12 protein-coding genes and 1 tRNA gene are annotated in these 14951 nt (G+C 69.5%); 4 read left to right on the top strand and 9 right to left on the bottom strand.

The window, feature by feature from the left end; all coding sequences use genetic code 11:
• Positions 1–15: 15 nt before the first annotated feature.
• On the top strand, positions 16–972 hold the full coding sequence (locus AC1HIL_RS23625) for a hypothetical protein (RefSeq protein ID WP_261206893.1): 957 nt from the start codon (positions 16–18) through the stop codon (positions 970–972).
• Between the two features lie 31 nt (positions 973–1003).
• Here AC1HIL_RS23625 and AC1HIL_RS23620 read toward each other — a convergent pair whose 3' ends face one another.
• The 3 genes from AC1HIL_RS23620 to AC1HIL_RS23610 all read right to left on the bottom strand — a co-directional run bounded on the left by AC1HIL_RS23620 (position 1004) and on the right by AC1HIL_RS23610 (position 4220).
• Positions 1004–1534 carry a 2'-5' RNA ligase family protein gene (locus tag AC1HIL_RS23620; protein ID WP_479672779.1) on the bottom strand — a complete coding sequence of 177 codons (531 nt, stop codon included), beginning with the start codon at positions 1532–1534 and terminating at the stop codon, positions 1004–1006.
• A gap of 29 nt (positions 1535–1563) precedes the next feature.
• Positions 1564–1797, bottom strand: coding sequence for a hypothetical protein (locus AC1HIL_RS23615; protein ID WP_057598357.1), 234 nt, complete (start codon positions 1795–1797; stop codon positions 1564–1566).
• Between the two features lie 179 nt (positions 1798–1976).
• On the bottom strand, positions 1977–4220 hold the full coding sequence (locus tag AC1HIL_RS23610) for a DUF6351 family protein (RefSeq protein ID WP_479670134.1): 2244 nt from the start codon (positions 4218–4220) through the stop codon (positions 1977–1979).
• A 139-nt stretch (positions 4221–4359) separates the two neighbouring features.
• Between AC1HIL_RS23610 and AC1HIL_RS23605 the strand changes: the two genes are divergently transcribed.
• Together AC1HIL_RS23605 and AC1HIL_RS23600 are read left to right on the top strand one after the other, a co-directional pair.
• Complete coding sequence (locus AC1HIL_RS23605; protein ID WP_261206901.1) at positions 4360–5067, top strand: Crp/Fnr family transcriptional regulator; 708 nt, start codon at positions 4360–4362, stop codon at positions 5065–5067.
• A 68-nt stretch (positions 5068–5135) separates the two neighbouring features.
• Positions 5136–5648, top strand: a complete 513-nt coding sequence (locus tag AC1HIL_RS23600) for a guanylate cyclase (protein ID WP_479670133.1) — start codon at positions 5136–5138, stop codon at positions 5646–5648.
• Here AC1HIL_RS23600 and AC1HIL_RS23595 read toward each other — a convergent pair.
• Positions 5627–7825, bottom strand: coding sequence for a DUF6351 family protein (locus AC1HIL_RS23595; RefSeq protein WP_479670132.1), 2199 nt, complete (start codon positions 7823–7825; stop codon positions 5627–5629). The genes AC1HIL_RS23600 and AC1HIL_RS23595 overlap by 22 nt on opposite strands.
• Positions 7826–7965: 140 nt before the next feature.
• Here AC1HIL_RS23595 and AC1HIL_RS23590 point away from each other — a divergent pair, with 140 nt between their 5' ends.
• Positions 7966–9087, top strand: a complete 1122-nt coding sequence (locus AC1HIL_RS23590) for an AraC family transcriptional regulator (protein ID WP_082322006.1) — start codon at positions 7966–7968, stop codon at positions 9085–9087.
• Positions 9088–9111: 24 nt separating this feature from the next.
• Here the strand turns inward: AC1HIL_RS23590 and AC1HIL_RS23585 are convergent, their stop codons facing one another.
• The 5 genes from AC1HIL_RS23585 to AC1HIL_RS23565 form a co-directional block, all read right to left on the bottom strand.
• Complete coding sequence (locus AC1HIL_RS23585; RefSeq protein WP_479670131.1) at positions 9112–11436, bottom strand: hypothetical protein; 2325 nt, start codon at positions 11434–11436, stop codon at positions 9112–9114.
• Positions 11437–11554: 118 nt separating this feature from the next.
• Positions 11555–12838, bottom strand: coding sequence for a PucR family transcriptional regulator (locus AC1HIL_RS23580; RefSeq protein ID WP_479670130.1), 1284 nt, complete (start codon positions 12836–12838; stop codon positions 11555–11557).
• 139 nt (positions 12839–12977) lie between these two features.
• A tRNA-Gly gene (locus AC1HIL_RS23575) sits at positions 12978–13051 on the bottom strand.
• Between the two features lie 26 nt (positions 13052–13077).
• The gene (locus tag AC1HIL_RS23570; protein WP_057595720.1) at positions 13078–14172 is read right to left on the bottom strand and encodes an FkbM family methyltransferase; all 1095 of its coding nucleotides are present in this window, start codon (positions 14170–14172) and stop codon (positions 13078–13080) included.
• Positions 14173–14324: 152 nt separating this feature from the next.
• Positions 14325–14948, bottom strand: coding sequence for an FMN-binding negative transcriptional regulator (locus AC1HIL_RS23565; protein ID WP_479670129.1), 624 nt, complete (start codon positions 14946–14948; stop codon positions 14325–14327).
• Positions 14949–14951 lie beyond the last annotated feature (3 nt).

Genomic DNA, 14951 nt, shown 5'->3' with positions numbered 1-14951 from the left:
AACCTGTTCCTCACCATGTCCGCACTCGCCCTCGATCCCATCGTCGACACGCCCATCGGCCCGCCGCCACCCGCGCCCGACGTGCCCGTGGTGCCGCCACCGCCGGTCATGCCGCCGGGGCCGTTGCCCGAGGGCGATCCGCCGCCCGCGATGCCGCCGGTGACCGATCCCGGCTTTCCGCCGCCGGTGGAGGAACCACCGATGCAGACCGCGGTGTCGCTCGCGGCCTCGCTGGCCATCGCATCGGCGTCGGGCGGCGTGCCCTTCGGCAAGCTGCATGCGCGGCGCCTGCGCGAGATGTACCGCTCGGCCGGCTGGCCCTGCTGCGACGCGATCGAGGTCGAGCTGCTCGCGGGCGGATTCCTCGAGCGCGTGCGGTCGGCGCAGGGCCACGAGACCCTGCGCGTGACCGATGCCGGCCTCGCGCGCATCGCCACCACGCTCACGATCAACCGAGCGGCGCTGTCGCCGCACGAGGCGCTGGTCGAACGCGTGGCGCGCGAGATGACGCGCGGCGGCCGCATCGCCTGGCGCGGCCTGAGCCTGCGCGCGAAGCTGCCGCCGGCGGAAGAGGGCGGCAAGGCGCGCTGGTGCATGGCCAGGCCCGATGTCTTCTCGATCCGCAACACCAGTGTCGAGGCCTATGCGCATCCGATCGTGCACGAGGTGAAGGTGAGCCGCGCCGACCTGCTGGGCGACCTGCGCAAGCCCGACAAGCGCGCGGCCTACCTCGACCTCGGCGGCGAGTGCTGGTACGTGCTGGGCAACGACGCGCGCGGCCGCTGCATCGCCACGCCCGAGGAGGTGCCGGCCGAATGCGGCGTGATGGTGCTCGAGGGCGAACGCCTCGTGGTCGCGCGTGCCGCGGTGCATCGCAGCTTCGAGCGGATTCCGTTCGCGGTGTGGCTGGCGCTCGCGAAGGCGCAGCCGATGGCGGGGTTCGATGAGGACGTGCAGGACTTGCTGGTGTGAGGCCTGCCGAGCCGGCACGATGGTTGCCGGTTCAGTGGAGTGAGGAGGTCAGGCGGCGCAGCCCGTGGCGTGCGGAGATCGATGCCAGGTGCTCGTGATGGAACGGTGTCGTGAAGTGCGAGCGGACGATGCGGATTTCGCTCACGGCCCATGGAATGGGTGACATGGGCAGGCATGCGGCGCCTTCCGCATCGCGTGCGATGGTGACGTGCGGCTTCCACTTGAAAATCTCGGCTTGATCCACGAGGCCCGCCTGCCGGATGAGACAGTGGATCGTTTTCCGCAGCCGATGCAGCTCTCCATGCGCTGCTGGCTGCAGAACGGACACATCGTTGTTCCATGTGCAGGAATAGTCGAGCAGCAGTTCGAGCGAGCGCATCCGCACCTGTGACATGGCCTCGATCAGCCGCTCCGCGCAGCGCGCGTGCGAATGCTCATCGACGTAGCCGAGCGTGAGGTGGAGCCGATCGGCTGGTGGAAAGTAGCTGTTGTGGGGCCATAGCCATTGCTGGCGGTTCAGCTCGATCTCGAATTGCACCTGCTCATCGGGAAACAGGCCCACGAGCAGTTGAGGAGGTCCCGACGACACGATCAATCCACCTTCGGCCACCACTGCTGCGCCGTCGTCCGCAACACCCGCGCCGCCTGCGCCTTGATGTCGTGCGGATCGCCCTGTTCGTTGTGCCGCAGCACGCGAAACGGCCAGGTCGAGAGGCGCCCCGTGGCACGCAGACGCGGGGTGGGTCGCGGGGCGGGCTGCGTCTGCGTGGGGCGTGAGAAGAAGAGGATGCGCGCAGCGGCTGCGGGCGGATTGGCGGTGGTCATGCGGTCGCCTCGAAGTTGTTCTTGGAGACGAGGCATTCTAGAGAAATGCTGTATGGACGTACAGTTAAAACTCCTTGCCCGAAGCCGGCGCGGATGGGGAATTCCTATCGCGCGAACGCCCCGCGCCGCGCCACGAAAAAGGGGCTCCGAAGAGCCCCGAAATCCCCACCATGAAACCCTCAGCCCAGCGGCAGGCGCAGGTAGCTTCCCTTCAGCGGCTGCTGCCCCGCACCCGGCTTGCTCCAGTCGCACACGCCGGCCGGGAAGATGGTCTTGAGCCGCGTCTCCTCGGCACCGCTGAAGGTCACCGTGTAGTCGGCCATCGCGACCGGCTTGAGCTGGCACTTGAGCACGTCGTTCACGAGCGGCGAGCCGGCCACGATGCGCGGCGTGCTGAAGCGCGGATAGACCACGTTGCACTTCGCGGCCGGGTCCTGCGACGCGGCTTCGTCGATGCGCGTGCCGGCCTTGTCCCAGCAGGCGTCGTTGGCGCCCGCGGGCTTGTTGCGCACCACCTTGTCGGTCGAGGCCGCGGCGCTGTCGGCCGCCATGTTGTCGAGCCACTTGTTCATCAGGTCGATCGATGCGGCGATGTAGTTCACGGCCGAGGTCGAGCCCAGCGTCCAGATGATCTGGTTGTCGCTGCGGCCGTTGGCGCGCTGCAGCCGCGCGCGGATGATCAGGTCCTGCAGCGTGTCGTGGATGTCGCCGGTCGCATCGGCATTGGCGCGCTGCGTGATGATCGGGATGTTCGCGAGGCCCGGGCCGGTGAAGCTGTTCTTGAAGCCGCCCGAGTAGGTGGCCTCGAGCGCGCCGGCATCGGCCTGCGCGCGCGCCGCCTGCACGTTGCCGTCGCGGTCGTAGCCGCCGACCTTCTCGTTGAGGTCGAGGAACTCCTTCACCGTGATCGTGCCCTTGTTGAGCGCGGCCAGGCCGTACTGCACGCCGACGTTGTCGATCGGGCGCCGCGCCTCCTGCGTGCCGGGGCGCTTGCCCAGCAGGTTGACGTTGGTCTGGAACAGGTCGCAGCGCACGCCGTTCGGATTGGTCGCGCGGTTGAACACGTTGGCCGCGTTGGTCGGCTCGAGGAAGCCGCAGCCCGCCGCGTTGTCGGACTTGATGATGCTCGCGAACGACAGGTCCCAGGCCACGCAGGTATTCGTGTTGAAGCCGTTGACCGCGTCCTGCTTGGCGGTGGTCCAGGTCGCCATGTCGAGCCTGTAGACGTTGTTGAGCAGCCGGCACTCCATCACCTCGGGCATCAGCGTCTCGGGGAACGAGACGATCGGCTGGATGCCGTCGAGCAGCCCCGGGTAGAGCTGCGCGATCAGGTACTGCTGGATCGCGCCGCCCGAGCCGCCGATGCCCGCGGTCCACTTTGGCACCTCGCCGAATTCCTCGATCACGTGTTCCTTGATCATCATCAGCGTCTCGCCCTGCAGGTGCGGGTTGGCGTGCTGGTTGTTCCACAGCTCGGTCGAGTTGACGAAGGCGAAGCCGCGCGACAGGTAGATGTCGCCCACCGCGTCGAGGATCGATTCGATCGGATGCACGCCCTGGTTGTATTGGGCCGAGCCGCAGCAGTCGAAGTAGGGCACCAGCTTCCTGTTCCAGCCCTTGCCGGGCTTCCAGGTGGCGGGGGCGTCCTTCGCCGGGTTGTCGAGCACCGCGAGGCGGTACACGCCGCGGTTGATGGTGCCCGACTCCACGCGCACGATGTAGGGCACGGTGACGCCGTCGTTGGTGGTGGTGTCGGCCAGGTCTGCCGGGCGCGTGCCGGTCGGGTCGGCCAGCGGCTTGAAGCTGCCGGCCTTGCTGCGGTAGTACCAGACCACCTGCGTGGTGGCCGAGCAGTTGGCGTCGAGCGCCACGCCCAGGCCGTTCTGCACCGTGCGGCATTCGTAGGGCGTGATGTGCGGGCCCGAGAGGATCGGGCCGGTGATCGGGTAGTTGACCAGCTTGAGCTCGGTGCGCTGCTCGGGCTTGTCGGCGTTGGTCACGACGATCAGGTTCTCCTTGCCGGCGGCCGAGGCCGGGTCTTCGGCGAGGCCCGTGACCAGGCCGCGCAGCGTGCGCGTGGCGGCATCGCGCGTGGTCAATTGCGCGCTCACGTCCTTGCCGTTGAGGCTCACGCGCACCTTGTCGGTGGCCACGCCCTCGGGCGCGCGCACCTCGAGCAGCGTGTCGCCGCCGCTCACCATCTCGGGCTTGGACGACAGCGTGCGCACGTCGAAGGCGGCCGGGGCGGGCGGCGGCGCGGGCGGGGGCGGCGCGACCGGCAGGAACACCGCGCCGCTGTCCGAGCTGCCGCCGCAACTGGCGAGCAGCGCGGCCGCGGCAATGGCCAGTGCCGCGACGGAGCCGGCGCGAAGGGCCGGCCACGGAGAAACCCGCTTGCGCGGTGCGTGGGGGATGGCGAACATGAGGTCTCCTGTGTTGGTGTCGATCTCCGCAAAGATTAAGGAGCGGCACGCGGCACCACGGTCGTTGCGACGACAGATGAGGCGTGAATTGCTACAGGTAATCCCTGATACCCCGCAGCCCGCGGCCTGCCTCGAGGGCATGGTGCGGCGCTCCCGGTGGGCGGCCGGTCTTTCTTCTTCCGATCTCGAGCGCGTGCTGGGCGGCATGCAGGAGCGCCAGTACGCGCGCGGTGCCTGCATCGCGGGCGCGGGCCAACTGGTCGAGCACTGGATGGCGCTGATCGACGGCTTCGCCAAGATGTCGGTGGCCTCCGAGGACGGCCGCGTGTCGACGCTCACGGGCGTGTCGGCGGGCGTGTGGTTCGGCGAAGGGTCGCTCTTCAAGCACGAGGCGCGCCGCTACGACGTGTTCGCGCTGCGGCCCACGCGCGTGGCGCTGATGCCGCGCCGCACCTTCGACTGGCTGCGCGAGACCAGCGTGCCCTTCAACCACTACCTGCAGGAGCTGCTCAACGCGCGGCTGAGCCTGTTCATCGGCGCGCTCGCGCACGAGCGCCTGCTCGACACCGACGCGCGCGTGGCCAACTGCCTTGCGAGCCTGTTCAATCCCGAGCTCTATCCCGATGCGCCGCGCCACCTGCAGGTGGGGCAGACCGAGATCGGCCTGCTGGCCAACGTCTCGCGCCAGCGCGTGAACGTCGCGCTGCAGCGGCTGCAGGCGCTGGGGCTGATCCGGCTCGAGAAGCGCGGGCTCACCGTGCTCGACCTCACGGGCCTTGGCAACTACCGCGTGTCCTACGACGGTCCCGCGCTGGCCGAGGACGCGGCCTCGGCACGCCGCGCCTGAAGCGCTTCCGGCCGCGCCCGGCGCCTTGGCGGGTGCTGGAAATGAATTCTTTTTGCTACAGTTCGGCGATGAATTTCACGCCAGACGCCGCGGCAGCCTTTTCCGAGAACCTGGGCGAGGTGCTGCGGAAACACGGCGTGCAGGAGGCGCTGCGCCACCTCAACGCGGGCGTGCCGCACCGCTACACCGCGGTCTTCGTGCTCGACGGCGACCTGCTGCGCAACCTCTACATGGTCGACAAGCTCGGCGAGGCGCGCCCCGAGCAGCTCGCCGTGGTGCCGCTGGGCAGCAGCTTCTGCCAGTTCGTGCTGCGCGACGGTCGCCTGTGCACCGAGGATTCGCGCGAGGAGCGGCTGCTTGACGGCAGCCCCTACCAGGGCATGGTGATCGCCTACCACGGCGTGCCGCTGACCCATGGCGACGGCCGGCTGGCCGGCACGCTGTGCCACTTCGACCTGGTGCGCCAGAGCCTCAGCGAGGCGCAGTTCGAGCGGCTGCAGCAGGCCGCGCGGCTGCTGTCGGAGCACGTGCTGCGCGCCGCCTCGCCGCGGCTGCCCGATCAGCCCGGCGCGACCGCGTAGCTCTGGTAGGTGCCCTTCAGCGGCACCTGCCCGACACCCGGCCTGGTCCAGTCGCACACGCCGCTGGAGAACACGGTCCGCAGCCGGGCGAGCTGGGTGGGCGTGAGAGCCTGGGCGTAGTCCGACGCCAGCACCGGCTTCAGCTGGCACTTGTTGATGTCGTTCGTCAGCGGCGCGCCGGCCTGCTGGCGCGGCTCGCCATGCAGCGGGTACATCGTGGCGCAGGTGCCGGTGGCGCCATAGGCAGGCGATTCCTCGTACTTGGTGCCGCTGCCGTCGAAGCAGGCATCCACCGCGGCCCGGGGCTTGTGCGCCACCACCTTGTCGGTGGTCAGCGGTGCCGGGTCGGCGGCGAGGCCGTCGAGCCATTGCGTCATCACGTCGAGCGACAGCGCGGCCAGCGGATAGCCGGTGCGCGGGCCGACCCAGATGACCTGGTTGTCGACGCGGCCGTTGGCGCGCTGCAGCCGCGCGCGCACCACCAGGTCGCGCTCGTGCGAATGGATGTCGCCCGAGGCGTCGTTGTAGGTGCGCGAATGCAGGATCGGCACGAAGGCCAGGCCGCCGCCGCCCGAGTTGACCAGGCCGCTCGCATAGGCGCGCTCGAGCGCGAGCGCGTCGCCCACGGTGCGCTGCGGTACCGGCTTGCCGTCCTTGTCGTAGCCGCCGACCTTCTCGTTGAGCGTCACGAACTCCTCGGCACTGATCGCGCCCTTGTTGAAGGCCTCGAGCCCGTACTGCACGCCGACGTTGTCGAGCGGGCTGCGCGCGAAGCCGGTGATCGGGTCGCGGCCCATGATGTTGGTGCGCATGTCGGAGGTGGTGCAGCGCGCGCCGGTCGGGTTGTTGATCGGGTCGTAGACCTTCGAGACGTCCTTGAGCGCGCAGCCGGCCGCGTTGGTCGCGACGATGGTGTTGACGAAGCTCAGGTCCCAGGCGCGGCAGGTGCCGTTGGTGAAGCCGTCGACCGCCGTGCGCTTGGCATTGGTCCAGGTCGCGGTGTCGGCCTTGTAGACGTTCTCCAGCAGGCGGCAGTCGGCCACGTGCAGGCTGCCGTCGGGGAAGGTCAGCGAGGGCTGCAGGCCGTCGAGCAGGCCCGGGTAGATCTGCGTGATCACCAGCTGCTGGATCGCGCCGCCCGAACCGCCCGAGCCGGCGGTCCAGCGCGGCACGCCGTAGGTCTCGATGAAGCGCTCCTTCAGCATCATCAGCGTCTCGCCCTGCAGCACCGCGTTGCCGCGCTGGCCGTTCACCAGCTCGGTCGAGATCATGTAGGCGAAGCCGCGCGACAGGTGCAGGTCGCTCAGCGCGTCGGTGGCCTGGTTCACGCCCTGGTTGTACTGCGTGCCCGCGCCGCCGCCGAAGCTCACCACCAGCCGGCCGTTCCAGCCCGCGGCGGGCTTGTAGCCGGTGGGCACCACGGTCTCGGCCGTGGGGTCGTCGAGCAGCGCGATGCGGTAGATCGTGCGGCCCACCGTGCCCGAGTCCACGCGCACGATGTAGGGCACCGTCTTGCCCTCGATGGTCGTGGTCTGCGCCAGGTCGGACGGGCGCGCGAGCGGATCGGCCAGCGGCTTGAAGCTGCCGGCAGGCGTGCGGTAGAAGTAATCGAAGCGCCGCGTCGCCGAGCAGTTCGCATCGAGCGGCGTGCCCATGTTCGATTCGACCGTGCGGCATTCGTAGGGCGTGAGCAGCGCGCCCGCGAGGATCGGGCCGGTGTCGGGATGGTTGGTGAGCACCAGTTCGGCATTCGAGGACGCGCGGCCCTCGGCGCTCGCCTTCACCGCCAGCGTGTTCGCGCCCATGGCCAGGCCCTTGACCATGCCGCGCAGGTTGCCGTTCGCATCGCGCGCGAACTGGGCCGTCACCGGCTTGCCGTTCAGCGTGAGTTCCAGCCCCGAGGCCGTTGCGCCCGCGGGCGCCTTCACCTCGACCAGCGCATCGCCGCCGCTCACGAACTGCGGCTTGGACGACAGCACCGTGATCGAGGCCTGGTCGAGCGCCGCCGGCGCCGCGGGCGGCGGCGAGGCCGGCACGACGGGGATGAAGCCCCCGCCGCCGCCGCCATCGCCGCCGCAGGCGGCCAGCAGCGCCGCGCAGGCGATACCGAGGGAAAGGATGCGTGCCGGCCGCGCAAGCGGCGGCGCGGTTCGGGTCGAACCGAGCGTTTGTCTCATGGTGTTCTTCTTTCGTGGGACGGATGATGTCGACGCGCACGGCCTGATCGAGCCCTCGCCGCACGGCGTCGGCTTCACTCTATGCAGCGCATGCGATCCCGTGTTCTCCGATCGCGCCAACTTCATTTGCCAATCGCGCCATGCACATGCCTCCTGCAGCGAGATCCGTTTCATTGAACTTCGCGGGCCGGCCCACCTTGCCGATCTCGTACGTCAGGGATTTCCTCGAGGGACTGCCGATCGATGCGCCCACCTTGCACGGCATGCTGCACCTGGCCACGATCTCGCCCACCTTGCTCGCGCAGCGGCACGGCCGCGTCACCGAGGAGCAGTTCGCCGAGCTGTTCCGCAGCGTGGCGCTGCACATGGACGACGAGATGCCCGGCCTCTATGCGCGGCCGCTGCGCTGCGGCACGCTCAAGGTGCTGAGCATCCTGATGCTCGACGCGCCCACCTTGCAGGTCGCCATCAAGCGATGGATGCAATTCAACCGCGTGCTCGACGACGGCTCGGTATTCACCCTGCACCGCGACGAACGCGAGGCCGTGATCCGCATTGATGCCTATCCGCGCCAGGCCCGCAGCGCGCGCCTGGTGCAGGAGCTGCACATGAAGCTGGTGCACGGCCTGTGCTCGTGGATCATCGGCGCGCGCATCGAACTCGAGCGCATCGACTTCGGCTTCGCGCGGCCCGACGATGCCGCCGACTACCTCTTCATGTTCCCCGGCCCCGCGCGCTTCGGGCAGCCCGTCACGGCCATGGTCTTCGACCCGAAGTACCTCGACCGGCCGGTGCGCCGCCGCTCCGGCCTCGAGCTGCGCGACCTGCTGCATCGCGCGCCGCTCGACTGGCTGTTCGTGCCGCCGAGCGCCGACAGCGCCGCGCATCGCGTGCGCGGCTGGCTGCAGGCACGGCTCGGCGAGGACTGCGACATCGCCCATGTGGCGGGTGCCTTCGGCCTGTCGGCGCGCACGCTCGTACGGCACCTGCAGGCCGAGGGCGCGACCTTCCAGGACATCAAGGACGCGCTGCGCCGCGACGTCGCCATCGAGCGGCTCACGCGCGGTTCCGAGCCGCTGATCGCCATCGCCTCGGACCTCGGCTTCTCGAGCGTGGCCGCCTTCCACCGCGCGTTCCGGCGCTGGACCGGCGGTACGCCGGGCGACTACCGCGAAGGCGGCGAAGCGATGGAGCGCAGCTTCGCGCGCGAGGCGAGGCCTGCGAAACCGGCGGGCGCGTACCGCGAGGGCGCGGCGGCCTGAGCGCGCCGCGTCCCCTTCACGACTTCAGGGCGCGTAGGCCGCCGAGCGGCAGGGCGCGCCGCCGCAGACGTCGACCACCTTGCCGGTGCTGCGCAGGAATTCCGACTTCTGCTGCCGCGCGGCCGGCGTGGCGCGCGGATCCTCGTGCGGATCGCTGCCGGCCGTGGGCGCGAGGTTGTCCTGCGGCGGGGGCGGCAGGCGGCCCGGGCCGCTGTCCCACACCACCATCGCGGAACCGTCGTAGCCGCCGGCGCCCAGGTCCATGCACGAGAGCTGGAAGTAGGGCACCGCGTCGGGATGACGGCCGCTGGCCGTGGCCGGGCAGTAGAGCCTGGCGCCGATGGTGCGCGCCTCGACCTCGGCCGACCACATCGTGACCTGGTGGTCGCCGAAGGCCACGTGCATCAGCACCTTGTGCGCCGGCGTGCCGGGCAGGGGCTTGTCGGTCATCGCCTGCGCATAGCCGCTGGCCTCGGCGCGGTCCCACAGCGTCTGCCACAGCGAGAAGATGAACTGCTGGTCGAGGCTGTCGGGGTAGGCCGCGTAGACCATGGTCGCGAACTCGGGGAAGTCCGCGCTGCGCTCGAGCAGCAGCGAGTAGTTCATGCCGGGCACGCCGAGCACGCCGCGGTGGATGTCCTGCGCCACGCTCATCAGCATGCCGCCGAGGATGCCGCCCTGGCTGTTGCCGTCGTAGAACAGCTCGCTGGTGTCGAGCACGCTGCGCGGCGTGGTGCCCATCTGGAAGGCCGCGTTGCTGCCGAAACCCTTGGCGCTTTGCATCGCGCGGCCCAGCATCAGCATGTTGAGCACGCCCTGCTGCGTGGTGTCGAAGGGCACGCGCGCGTTCGACAGGTCGAAGAAGCCGAACACCGACGGCACGATCTCGGTCTGCGAGAAGCCGTACCAGTTGGTCGCGCAGAACACGAAGTTGTGCTCGTTGCTCATGTCCTTCACGTTGCTGGCGTTGACCTCGGTCGGCTTGCCGAACAGGCCGTGGCCGTACAGCGAGATGCGCGCGGGGTTGATGCTGCCGTCGGGGTTGAGCGCCGCGCGCGGGATGTTGCAGATGAAGGGCACGGTGAGCGTCGAGCGGCCGTCCCACACGGGGGTGTCGTAGACGCCGGGCGAGGCCGAGGCGTAGCGGAAGCTCTCCAGCGGCAGCGGCCGGTCACCCAGCGTGTCGAAGGCCGCCTTGACGGCCGGCACCGACAGCGCGCCGCCGCCGAGGTAGGGCGCCACGGCGGCGATCACCGGCGTGATGTCGGCCGTGCCGGTCGTGGGAGCCGCGACGAAGCTCGGCACCGTGAGGGTGCCCTCGATGTGGCGCGCGATGCGCGCGTCCTGCGCGGGCGTCAGGTCCTGCACCGTCGTCACCTTGAAGCCGGGCGTGCCGTCCGTGAGTGCCGCGAAGCCGGCATCGCGGATCGCGAGCATGCGGCCCGTGATGCTGCGCTGCGAACCCACCGTGAAGTCCCAGGCCAGGTAGAGCGGCTCGCGCGCCACGCCCGCGCGCTGCAGCGTCGAGAGAATGCTCTCCATGTGCGCTCGGCGGTCGTTCACGAAGCCCAGCGCGCTCTCGTGGCGGTCGCGGTAGATGCGGAACGCGGGCCCGGCCTCGATGGTCTTGCCGGCGGCATCCTTCATGTTGCGCATCGCCACGATGTAGCGATGGCCCCATTCGAGGTTCTTCGCCACGCGGATATTGAGGCTCTGGCGGTCGGGCGCGCTGACGTTGTTCTTGTCGAGCTCGACCCAGATCAGCTTGCGCTCGAGCGTATCGGCATCGATCAGCACCACGGGCGCGTCGACCTTGAGCGAAGCCGAGAGATCGCCGATGCTCGGCGCGCCGGTGCGCGCGAGGTCCACGCCCGGCACGCGCGTCACGATCATCGCGCCCGGCGAGAAGCCGTCGTTGCGGTTCCATTCGGTGGTGTCGATCGGCTTGTTGCGCACCACCTCGCTGCGCGGCATCGAGGCCGTCTGCAGGTTCAGCCGGCGGCCGGTGTCGGTGCTGGCGTCGGCCACCGTGTAGTAGTCGTTGGGAAACGGCAGCATGCAGTGCGCGGGATCGAGGAAGTCGCAGCGCTGTGCCGTGTCCGCCGTGCCGGCGGGCAACTGGGCATCGATGCTCGCGAGCATTGGCGGATCGGACGGCGGATTGCCGGTGCCCGGTCCCGAGGCGGGCGGCAGGCCGGCGAAGCCGAGGCCCGATCCGCCGCTGCCGCCGCCGCAGCCGGCGAGCACCGCCGCGGCGGCCAGCAGCGCGGTGCCGGCCAGTGTGCGCCAGCGGGTCGGGTGGGGGAAGGGTGGGCGCGCAGGGGCCTGCGCGCGGTCGGGCATCGGCATGGGTGTTCGTCTCCGTCGTGTTGTTGGGATGCGGCTCGCGCACTCTACGGAGGCGTTGCCGCGCGCGCCATTGGCAAGGTGCCCTGCCGGGCTGTGCATCTGCACAAGGCGGCCGCGGTCAGTGCAGCGACGGATTGGCGCCGCGGCCCAGGCGGCGCTGGCGCAGCGCGAGGTACATCCGCGAGAGCCAGGCCATGTCGTCCAGCCGCGCGCCGAGCAGCGACTCGATGTGCGCGAGCCGGTGCAGCAGCGTGTTGCGGTGGATGCCAAGCGCGGCCGCGGTCGCCTTGTGGTTCTGCCGGTGGTCGAAGTAGCTTTCGAGCGTCTCGAGCAGCGGCGGCTCGGCCGCGAGGGCCGCGATCATCTCGTTGCACAGCGCCGAGACCTCGGAGGACTGGCGCATCAGCGTGTCGAGCGCGAATTCGGAATAGCAGAAGCTGGCGTCGTCGCGGCGCAGGCGCTGCCCCATCTCGATCGCGGCCAGCGCCTGCTCGGCACTGCCGCGCCAGCCCGCGGCGCCCTGCGACGGCAGCCCCAGGCCCGCCGCCTCGATGCTCGGGCGCAGCCGCATCGCCTGCTCGATGCTCGCGAGCAGCCGGCGCTCGCGCGCATCGGCCGCTTCGCCGGCCGGCGCCGGCAGCCAGGCCACCCAGTGGCCGCGATGCAGCGCCAGCGCGACCGGCCCCAGGTCTTCGCGCACCGCCGCCGCCACCGCCTCCAGCACCCGCTCGCCGGCCTCGGGCGTGGTCGGTTCGAGCGGCATCGGCCGCAGCGCCAGCGCCACGTGCGGCTGGTCGGCCTGGATGCCCAGCGCCTGCGCCGCGTCGTCGAAGGCGCCGACCCAGGTCGGATCGAACACCGCCGCCGCCAGCCGGGCCTGCATCTGCGCCTTCCAGCGCATCTCGCGCGTGTGCTCGGCCAGGTAGGCATCGCTCACCGTGCGGCTCAGCAGGTCGCTGTAGTACAGCAGGAAGGGCGAGACGCGGAACAGCACCTCGTCGCACAGCGCGGGATGCGGCCGCACGTGCGCGAGCAGCGCGTCCATGTAGACGCGCGTGCCCGTGCGATAGGCCTGCAGCAGCGCCGACAGCGAGAGCGCCTGTGCGTGGCGGCGCTGGCTGAAGCGGCCGATCCATTGCAGGTCGTCGTCGTGCGGCTTGTCGCGGATCAGCAGCGCGTCGTACCAGAGTTCCGCGTTGCGCAGGCCGACGCGGTAGACGTCGTGCGCGAGCGCCTGGCCGAGCGCGCCGTATTCGGGAATGCTGCCGCGCAGCGTGTCGAGCATGCGCGTCGAGAGGTTCGGGCTGTCGCGGCGCAGTTCGCGGACCAGTCCGCGCAGCCCGAGCGACAGCGGTTCCATCGCGGGCAGGCTCATGCGCTCGGGCGTGGGCGAGTTTTCCATGCGGGATTCGTCTCCATCTCTTCGTGCCGTGCCGCTCGTATGGCGGCTGGCCGCCAGTGTCGGGCGGGGAGGAGAGCGGGCGCAAGAGTGCTTGCCAGAAGCACGACGGGCCGCGTTGCGCGGCCCGGGGTCAGGGGTGTGGAGCGGGTGAAGGGAATCGAACCCTCGTATGAAGCTTGGGAAGCTGCCGTTCTACCATTGAACTACACCCGCGTGGGGGCGGATTCTAGCGGATCGACTCAGAGCCCCAGCGTGCGTCGGAAATTGCGAAGCGGCGAGGTCAGCTTCCAGCTCTTGGAGGAGACCATTCCATGGATCTCCGAACGCAGGGCGTCCCGTTCGGCCGCGGCCTTGTCGCGGTCCGCCAAGACCTTGTTGCGCTCCTCCGTCAGTCGATGGCATTCGGCCAGCGCCGCGTCCCGCGCCTGTTCCGCCTCCCCCAATCGCTTGTGGAGTCGCTCGAATTGCGCTTCGGACCGGGCATCCTGCTCGGCAAAGATGCGATCGTTCTTCTGGGCAATGGCGGGGATGAGCGCGAGCCGCTGTGCGAGGTCCGCCTTGTCGAAGCCGCACACGAGGTCCGTGAACTTGTGGCTCTCGTAGACGTGGGCGTAGAAGGCCTTGGTGCTTTGCGAGTCGTCCGACAGGTCGGCGATCAGATCGGGGCCGATCGCGTAGGCAAAAGGAAAAATCTTCAGCAGCCTCTTGCGGAACTCTGGCAGGGCGATGCCGCGCCAGAGATTCAGCGCGACATGGTTCATTTCCATGAACACGCGCGGACGAAACCTGGCGAGTGCCTCGCTGGCACCCTCGAGCACGTCGAGTTCGAAGCCCTCGACATCGATCTTGAGCATGTCGATGCGGTCGAGGCCGAGCTGCGGCAGGGCATCGTCGAGGCGCAGGACCTGTGCCTTGGCCTCGCTGTGGTGGTCGGCCTTGACGACGTAGTGATCGTCCGAGACGAAGAAGCCCGACAGGTCGTTCGGGTTGCCCTGCATCACGACCTCGCCCGGCTCCTTGCCGAGGGCGAAGTTGTGCGTGGAGACATGGCCGAGCGCCGCGAGCCGGACGTTCGCGGCCAGCAACTCGTAGGTCGCGGGGACCGGCTCCACCGCGGCGATGCGCCCGGCGGGGCACATCTGCGCCAGGGCCAGGCTGGTGATGCCGATGTTCGCGCCGATGTCGATGACGCGTGAATCGGGGTCGATCAGTGCCTCCATGATCGCGACCGTCTGGGGTTCGAAGCGGCTGCCGATCCGGGCGCCATAGTCGAGATCGGTCACCACGTCGTAGGTGTTCTGGCGAATCGTGATTTGCTTCGTTGTGGCGTTCATCGCGGTGAATGATTGAATCGAGAGGAAGACTTGCGGTGCGTCTTCGCTCGCCTCGATCTCGGCGGCTCCGTGCCTCTGACCGTCGAAATCGTGACTGTTTTTCTTGTGGCTCCCTGGTCTGCCGATGGTGCCATAGCCGATTGAAGATCCCGCTATGGCCGCAGGAGTCCGGCAACCGCTCGAGCGGCTGGCGATGCATCCTGCTCCAGGTTCCGCACCAGACTCTCCCGATCCGCATCGGTGCGCTGCTGGGAAAGAAATCGCTTGCCGGTCAAGGCCTGGATCTCGATCTCGAAGCCCACGAGCCGCCGTGCCGTCTCGCCGAGGAATTCGGGCGATGCGTCCTCCACCGACCAGGGCTGCGGCCGTCCCGCCTCCTGCGCCGCGGTCAACGCTGCAAGGTGGGCGCGCATCCAGTCGGCGTCGTCGATGAATCGCAGCCGCCCTTGTGCCTGCACCGCCACGTAGTTCCAGCTCGGCGCATTGCGGCCGCTGCGCTGTCCGTTGACGTACCAGCGCGGGGAAATGTAGGCGTTGGGGCTCTGGAAGACGGCGGTGACCTCGGTCTCTCCCGGGTCCTGCGTCCACAGCGAATGGCTTCGCGCCACGTGGCCCGACAGCAGGCCATGCGCGCCGCGGTCCGAGAGGTGCAGGGGCAGCAGGTTCGCGTCCATCTTCCCCGAGCGGGCGACGACGACGGTGGCGAGCGGGTAGTCGCGCATGAGCCGGTGCAACTCGTGGCGCTCGGTCATGGCGAACAGCGGTTGGACGTGCATGGG

This window comes from Variovorax sp. ISS6 (assembly GCF_056523145.1).
This window is presented reverse-complemented; position numbering and strand designations above follow the sequence as displayed.

Bases quoted from the DNA above. Each gene is read 5' to 3' on its own strand.
- AC1HIL_RS23600 (WP_479670133.1), top strand. From the start codon at position 5,136: ATGAATTTCACGCCAGACGCCGCGGCAGCCTTTTCCGAGAACCTGGGC.
- AC1HIL_RS23570 (WP_057595720.1), bottom strand. From the start codon at position 14,172: ATGAACGCCACAACGAAGCAAATCACGATTCGCCAGAACACCTACGAC.
- AC1HIL_RS23605 (WP_261206901.1), top strand. From the start codon at position 4,360: ATGGTGCGGCGCTCCCGGTGGGCGGCCGGTCTTTCTTCTTCCGATCTC.
- AC1HIL_RS23625 (WP_261206893.1), top strand. From the start codon at position 16: ATGTCCGCACTCGCCCTCGATCCCATCGTCGACACGCCCATCGGCCCG.
- AC1HIL_RS23610 (WP_479670134.1), bottom strand. From the start codon at position 4,220: ATGTTCGCCATCCCCCACGCACCGCGCAAGCGGGTTTCTCCGTGGCCG.
- AC1HIL_RS23615 (WP_057598357.1), bottom strand. From the start codon at position 1,797: ATGACCACCGCCAATCCGCCCGCAGCCGCTGCGCGCATCCTCTTCTTC.
- AC1HIL_RS23580 (WP_479670130.1), bottom strand. From the start codon at position 12,838: ATGGAAAACTCGCCCACGCCCGAGCGCATGAGCCTGCCCGCGATGGAA.
- AC1HIL_RS23565 (WP_479670129.1), bottom strand. From the start codon at position 14,948: ATGCACGTCCAACCGCTGTTCGCCATGACCGAGCGCCACGAGTTGCAC.
- AC1HIL_RS23595 (WP_479670132.1), bottom strand. From the start codon at position 7,825: ATGAGACAAACGCTCGGTTCGACCCGAACCGCGCCGCCGCTTGCGCGG.
- AC1HIL_RS23590 (WP_082322006.1), top strand. From the start codon at position 7,966: ATGCACATGCCTCCTGCAGCGAGATCCGTTTCATTGAACTTCGCGGGC.
- AC1HIL_RS23585 (WP_479670131.1), bottom strand. From the start codon at position 11,436: ATGCCGATGCCCGACCGCGCGCAGGCCCCTGCGCGCCCACCCTTCCCC.